This is a genomic window from Streptomyces sp. RP5T (assembly GCF_003933965.1).
In the GTDB taxonomy this organism is placed as follows: Bacteria; Actinomycetota; Actinomycetes; order Streptomycetales; family Streptomycetaceae; genus Streptomyces.
Map to the genome: position 1 here is coordinate 1 of NZ_RSAJ01000523.1, position 5,826 is coordinate 5,826.

At 69.7% G+C, this 5,826-nt stretch carries 5 protein-coding genes and 1 pseudogene; 1 reads left to right on the forward strand and 5 read right to left on the reverse strand.

Features of this window, described 5'->3' with window-relative positions; genetic code table 11:
* From EHS43_RS35265 to EHS43_RS35275, 3 genes are all read right to left on the reverse strand, one after another.
* On the reverse strand, nt 1–1,457 hold a 1,457-nt coding region (locus EHS43_RS35265; RefSeq protein ID WP_148104161.1), incomplete at its 3' end, for an ABC transporter permease.
* A 135-nt stretch (nt 1,458–1,592) separates the two neighbouring features.
* Nucleotides 1,593–2,858, reverse strand: a complete 1,266-nt coding sequence (locus EHS43_RS35270; RefSeq protein WP_125194708.1) for an Ig-like domain-containing protein — start codon at nt 2,856–2,858, stop codon at nt 1,593–1,595.
* Between the two features lie 206 nt (nt 2,859–3,064).
* On the reverse strand, nt 3,065–3,409 hold the full coding sequence (locus EHS43_RS35275; protein WP_185806551.1) for a hypothetical protein: 345 nt from the start codon (nt 3,407–3,409) through the stop codon (nt 3,065–3,067).
* A 130-nt stretch (nt 3,410–3,539) separates the two neighbouring features.
* Here EHS43_RS35275 and EHS43_RS35280 point away from each other — a divergent pair, with 130 nt between their 5' ends.
* A complete protein-coding gene (locus EHS43_RS35280) occupies nt 3,540–3,821 on the forward strand; it encodes an LPXTG cell wall anchor domain-containing protein (protein ID WP_125194709.1) in 282 nt (93 codons plus the stop codon).
* 129 nt (nt 3,822–3,950) lie between these two features.
* Here the strand turns inward: EHS43_RS35280 and hutH are convergent, their stop codons facing one another.
* Both hutH and EHS43_RS35290 read right to left on the reverse strand, forming a co-directional pair.
* The gene (gene hutH, locus EHS43_RS35285) at nt 3,951–5,489 is read right to left on the reverse strand and encodes a histidine ammonia-lyase (protein WP_125194711.1); all 1,539 of its coding nucleotides are present in this window, start codon (nt 5,487–5,489) and stop codon (nt 3,951–3,953) included.
* Nucleotides 5,490–5,595: 106 nt separating this feature from the next.
* A pseudogene (locus EHS43_RS35290) lies at nt 5,596–5,826 on the reverse strand (diguanylate cyclase); the annotation flags it as partial.

Below are 5,826 nucleotides of genomic sequence, written 5' to 3' on the forward strand. Positions count from 1 at the left end.
ACCCGGCGCAGCGCGTCCGCCGGCCGCAGGCGCGACGCCCGCCAGCCGCCGAAGGCGCCCGCGATGAGACCACCGGCCACCGCCAGGCCGACCGCGATCGCCACCGTCGTCAGGCTGACCGGGGCGGTCAGGGCGACGTCCAGCGTCCTGGCGGCCGCTTGGCGACCGGGGCCGCCGAAGCCGCCCCCGCCACCGGGACCACCCGCGCCGCCTGCCCCGCCGCCCAACTGGGCCTGCAACGTGGGGCTGATGGCCGTCACGGCGTACGCGCCCGCGAGGCCGAGCGCGATGCCCAGCGCCCCGCCCAGCAGCCCGTTGACCATGGCCTCGCCGACGACCTGCCGGGTCACCCGCCCCGACTTCCAGCCCAGCGCCTTGAGCGTGCCGAACTCCCGTACCCGGCGCGACACCGCGGAGGAGGTGAGCAGTCCGGCGACGAGGAACGCGGCGACGAGCACGGCGATCGACAGCCACTTGCCGACGTTCGTGGCGAGCGAGGACGCCGTCGACAGCGACCCGGACACCGTGTCCGCGAGATCCGCCGAGGTCGTCACCGTCGTACCCGAGATGTTCTGCTGGATCGTCGACTTGACGGAGTCGATCTTCTGGGAGTCGGTCGCCTTGACGTAGATCGTGGTGACCTTGTTCTTCGAGTCGCTGAGGGTCTGCGCCTGGGTGAGCGGGATGTACACGTTGGCGGCCGCGTCCCCGCTGTCCGCGGTGGCGATGCCGATCACCTTGAACTTGACGCTCTTGATGGTGACGGTGGAGCCGACCTTGAGCTTCTTCTCCTTGGCGTACGCGGAGTCGACGACGGCGACCTTGGCGTCGGTCTCGGCCGAGGTGAACGTGCGTCCGTCGGTGATCCGGGAGGAGGTCAGCGGGCCGAGGGCCGCCTTGGTGACGTCGGTGCCGTAGACGGAGTAGTTGTTGACGTCGAAGTCGGCGCCGCCGCCCCGCACTTCACCCTGGGGCTGGCCGGTGCCGCCGCCGTTGCGGCCGAATCCGCCGCCCGCACCGCCGTTGCCGTCCTGCTGGAACTCGCCGCGGGTGAACTGGCCGCTGATCTTGATGACCTGAAGGCTCAGCCCGCCGACCGCGTCCGAGACGCCGCTCTGCCGGTCGACCTTGGTGACCGTGTCGCTGGACAGGGTCTGGAACCCCTGCACCAGCACCCGGTCGCTGCTCTGCTCCGCGTCGGAGCCGTTGTCCTGCGCGTCGAACCGGAAGCGCGGCCGGTCCGACGAACTGGCCTGTGGCTGGGCGGCCTTGGTGACCGTCATGTCGGTGCCGAGCCCGTACAGCGACTGCAGGACCTTGTCCTGGGCCTTGCCCATGCCGGACGACACGGAACTGACCACGATGACCAGCGCGATGCCGAGCGCGAGCCCGGAGGCGACGACGAGGGCCGCCTTTCTGCGGCGGCGCAGTTCGCGCCTCAGGTAGGTGAAGAACATGGCCGCAAGCTAGGTACGGCGCGTGATGACTCCATAAGCCCCCCATAAGAGCCGCATGAGAAGGCTGTGCGCGGGCCCGGAAACACCGATGCCGCCCCTGGGGGCGGCATCGGAAAGCTGTGAAATACGGGTGGCTCAGACGGCCGAACCCGCCTTCCAGTCGGCCCAGCTGAGGTTCCAGCCGTTGAGGCCGTTGTCCGGGGCCACCGTCTTGTCGCCGGTGTTCTTGACGACCACCACGTCACCGACGATGGAGTGGGTGTACATCCAGTAGCCCGCGGTGCCGGTGTCGTTGGCGCCCTTGGTGTCGGACAGGCCCACGCAGCCGTGGCTGGTGTTCACGGAGCCGAAGATGGACTTGGCGCCCCAGTAGTTGCCGTGCATGAAGGTGCCGGAGTTGGTGAGGCGGATGGCGTGCGGCACGTCCTTGATGTCGTACTCGCCCTTGCCGTCGTCGTCGGTGAAGCCCACGGTCGCGCCGTTCATGCGCGTCTCCTTGAACTTCTCGGACATCACCATGACGCCTTCGTACGTCTTGTTGTCCGGCGAGCCGGCCGAGATCGGGATGGTCTTGATCGTCGCGCCGTTCTGCGTGACCTTCATCTGCTTGGTCTTGGCGTCGACGTACGAGACCTGGTTACGGCCGATCTTGAAGGTGACCGTCTTCTGCTGGACGCCGTAGACGCCGTTGGCGCCCTGCACACCGTCGAGCGCGAGCTTCAGCGTGACGGTGGAGTTCTCCTTCCAGTAGTCCTCGGGGCGGAAGTCGATGCGGTTGGCGTTGAACCAGTGACCGACGACCTCCTGACCGCTGCTGGAGGAGACGGTGATGCCCTTCTGGACGGCCGCCTTGTTGGTGATCGCCTTGTCGAAGTTGATCGACACGGGCATGCCCACGCCGACGGTCGAGCCGTCCTCCGGCGTGAAGTTGCCTATGAAGCTGTTGGCCGGGGAGACCGTCGTGAACGAGGCGTTCTCGTGGGCGACGAGCCCGTCGGAGTCCTTGGCCTCCGCGGCGACCTTGTAGGTCGTGGAACGCTCCAGCTGGGTGTCGGGCTTCCAGCTGGTCTTGTCGGCGGACAGCTCGCCGGCGACCTTCGCGCCCTCGGAGGTCGTCATCGTCACGGCGGTGAGCGTGCCCTTGCTCACGGTGACGGCGGCGGAGTTGTTGATGGAGGCGTTGTCGGTGCCGTCCTTGGGCGTGATCTTGATCTCGGCCTGGGAGCTCTTCTTGGCCGCCGCCTCGTCGGCCTTGGCCTGTGAGGTGTCGCCCCCGCCGTCGCTCGAAGCAGAGTCGTCGCCACCGGAACAGGCCGAGAGCACCAGCACTCCGCCGAGCAGAGCGGACGCGACCGTCAGGCCCCTGCGCCGCTTACTGACCGTCATCACACGCTTCTCCATCGTTGCCGAATCCCAGAAACCCCGAGAGTCCCCGTCAATAAAACCTAAACGCTACGACCGGTTCGTCCCGTTCCACCTTCCCGGAAGGTGTGGGGCACACCACGTCCGCGGTGGCGGCAGGTGTGTCTGTCGGTCCGTGCGAGCCCTGAGACGACGAAACCCCGGGCGGCGGTTGCCGCCCGGGGTCACGATTTTCCCGAGCGCGCTCAGCCGACGACCTCTTCTTCGTCGTTCTCCTCCACATCATCCTCGTCGAGGTCCCAGTCCGGCGAATCCGGGTCGTAGTCGATGTGTTCGCTGCTCCAGGAGGCCTGGGCCAGTTCGACCCCCGCCACCTCCCCCACCAGGTCGAACGGGTCCACCAGATACGCGAGGGCCTCCGCAGTGTCTTCCGTCACAGCGCTCTCGGCATGCGCCCGCTCCTCACCCGGCATGTCCGGATCCTCCGCGATCCGCGCCAGCGCGGCCCGGGTCACGGCGTCCTGGTCGTCGATCTCGACGACCAGCTCCACCCGAAGCCGTACAAAACGTGATGTGTCTTCAGTGCTCATGCCCGGAGCGTAAAGCCCATGCCTCCCGTGACTTTCCCGTGACCCGCGCCTTTCACTAACATCGCCCCACACGGCCAATTCGCCAGCACCACAAGGGGATCGATATTCCGTGTCATCCGTTCGTCGTCCGTTGCTGACCGCCACCGCCGCGGGGACCCTGCTGGGTGCCCTGTGGTTCGTCCCGTCCGCCAACGCGACTCAGGAACAGCCGGCGAGAACAGAGCCGTCCGTGCAGGCCACGACGCAGGCGCGGGTCACGACCACGAGCGCGGAGGCGTCCACGGACGACACCCGGCTCGCCGACACCGGCAGCTTCGACACCACCCCGTACGTCGTCGGCGGCACCCTCTTCCTCACGCTGGGTGCGGGCTTCGTCGTCTATTCGGTGCGCCGGGAACGACTCGGCTTTTAAGCCTGCTTGACGATTTCTTGGCGAGACCTTCAAGGTCCGTCCGCGCGGTCGTCGAGGGCGAGCCGACCGCGCCCACATCACCATCGCAGGGGCCCTGTTCAGCCGTACGCCGAACAGGGCCCCGCCCGTCTACAGCAGCGGCCCGGTGACGGCCTCGACCGCCGACACCAGATGCCCCTCGCGCATGAACTCGTCCGCCGCGGCGAGGTCCGGAGCCAGGAACCGGTCGGGACCGGGCCCCTCGACACCCGCCTTGCGTACGGCGGTGATGGCGGCCCGGGTCGCCGGTGCCGGGCTCAGGCCCTCGCGCAGTTCGACGGCGCGCGAGGCGGCGTACAGCTCGACGGCGAGCACCCGGGTGAGGTTGGCGACGGCGGTGCGCAGTTTGCGCGCGGCCGACCAGCCCATCGAGACGTGGTCCTCCTGCATGGCGGACGAGGGGATCGAGTCCGCGGACGCGGGGACGGCGAGCCGCTTCAACTCGCTGACCAGTGCGGCCTGGGTGTACTGGGCGATCATCAGCCCGGAGTCGACACCGGCGTCGTCGGCGAGGAACGGCGGCAGGCCATGGGAGCGGTTCTTGTCGAGCAGCCGGTCGGTGCGCCGCTCGGCGATCGACGCGAGGTCGGCGACGGCGATGGCGAGGAAGTCGAGGACGTAGGCGACCGGCGCCCCATGGAAGTTGCCGTTGGACTCGACCCGCCCGTCCGGCAGGACCACCGGGTTGTCGACCGCGGACGCCAACTCCCGCTCCGCCACCAGCCGTGCGTGGGCCAGGGTGTCCCGCCCGGCCCCGGCGACCTGCGGGGCGCAGCGCACGGAGTAGGCGTCCTGGACCCGGGGGGCGTCGTCCTGGTGGTGCCCGGTGAGCTCCGAACCCTTCAGCACGGCCAGCATGTTGGCGGCCGAGGCCCCCTGCCCCGGGTGCGGCCGGATGGCGTGCAGCTCGGGCGCGAGCACCTTGTCGGTACCGAGCAGGGCCTCCAGCGACAGGGCGGCGGTGATGTCGGCGGACTTGTAGAGCATGTCCAGGTCGGCGAGCGCCATGACCAGCATCCCGAGCATGCCGTCGGTGCCGTTGAGAAGGGCGAGCCCTTCCTTCTCGCGCAGTTCGACGGGGGTGATCCCGTGCTCGGCGAGCAGCTCACCGGCGGGCCGCACGCCCCCGTCCGGGCCCTCGGCGTCCCCCTCCCCCATGAGCGTGAGGGCACAGTGGGACAGCGGCGCGAGGTCCCCGGAGCAGCCGAGCGACCCGTACTCGTGGACGACCGGGATGATCCCGGCGTTGAGCACGTCGGCCATGGTCTGCGCGACCTCGGGCCGCACCCCCGTGTGTCCCGAGCAGACGGTCTTGAGCCGCAGGAACATCAGCGCCCGTACGACCTCCCGCTCGACCCGCGGCCCCATTCCGGCGGCATGCGAGCGGACGATGTTGCGCTGCAGCCGGCCCCGGAGCTCCTGGCTGATGTGCCGGGTCGCGAGGGCGCCGAAGCCGGTGCTGACGCCGTAGACGGGCTCGGGCTTGGCCGCGAGGGCGTCCACGATCCCGCGGGCCGTGGCGAGGGCGGCGACGGCCTCCCCGGAGAGCTCGACACGGGCACCGTCCCGTGCCACGGCAAGGACGTCGGACGCGGTGACCCCGGACGTCCCCACCACCACAGTGTGCATATCCATATTCAGGAGCGTACGCACTGAATTCCAGGATGTCACTAGTGGGTGGGGGCTACGCCCCTTACACACCGTGCCCCTGACACACCGGACGGGCCGGACCCGCTCAGGGGTGGCGCCCCCGGAAGGTCCGCCGCTCGGCCGTCCGCCCGGAGGGCGCCGCGTCGGCCAGCCGTACGACGGGGTCGTCGGGGCCGCCCCGGCCCGCGACGACGGGCCGTTCGGCGCGCTCGGCCTTGGCCCGGTACTGCGCGGCGTCGGCGAGCCGGAAGAGCCGCCGGGCCGAGCGGACGGGCCCGATGGGGTCGGCGGTGGAGGCGACCCCGCACGCCACCCC

Excerpts from the sequence above, each read along its gene's own strand:
- hutH (WP_125194711.1), bottom strand. The coding sequence starts at position 5,489 with ATGCACACTGTGGTGGTGGGGACGTCCGGGGTCACCGCGTCCGACGTC.
- EHS43_RS35275 (WP_185806551.1), bottom strand. The coding sequence starts at position 3,409 with ATGAGCACTGAAGACACATCACGTTTTGTACGGCTTCGGGTGGAGCTG.
- EHS43_RS35270 (WP_125194708.1), bottom strand. The coding sequence starts at position 2,858 with ATGGAGAAGCGTGTGATGACGGTCAGTAAGCGGCGCAGGGGCCTGACG.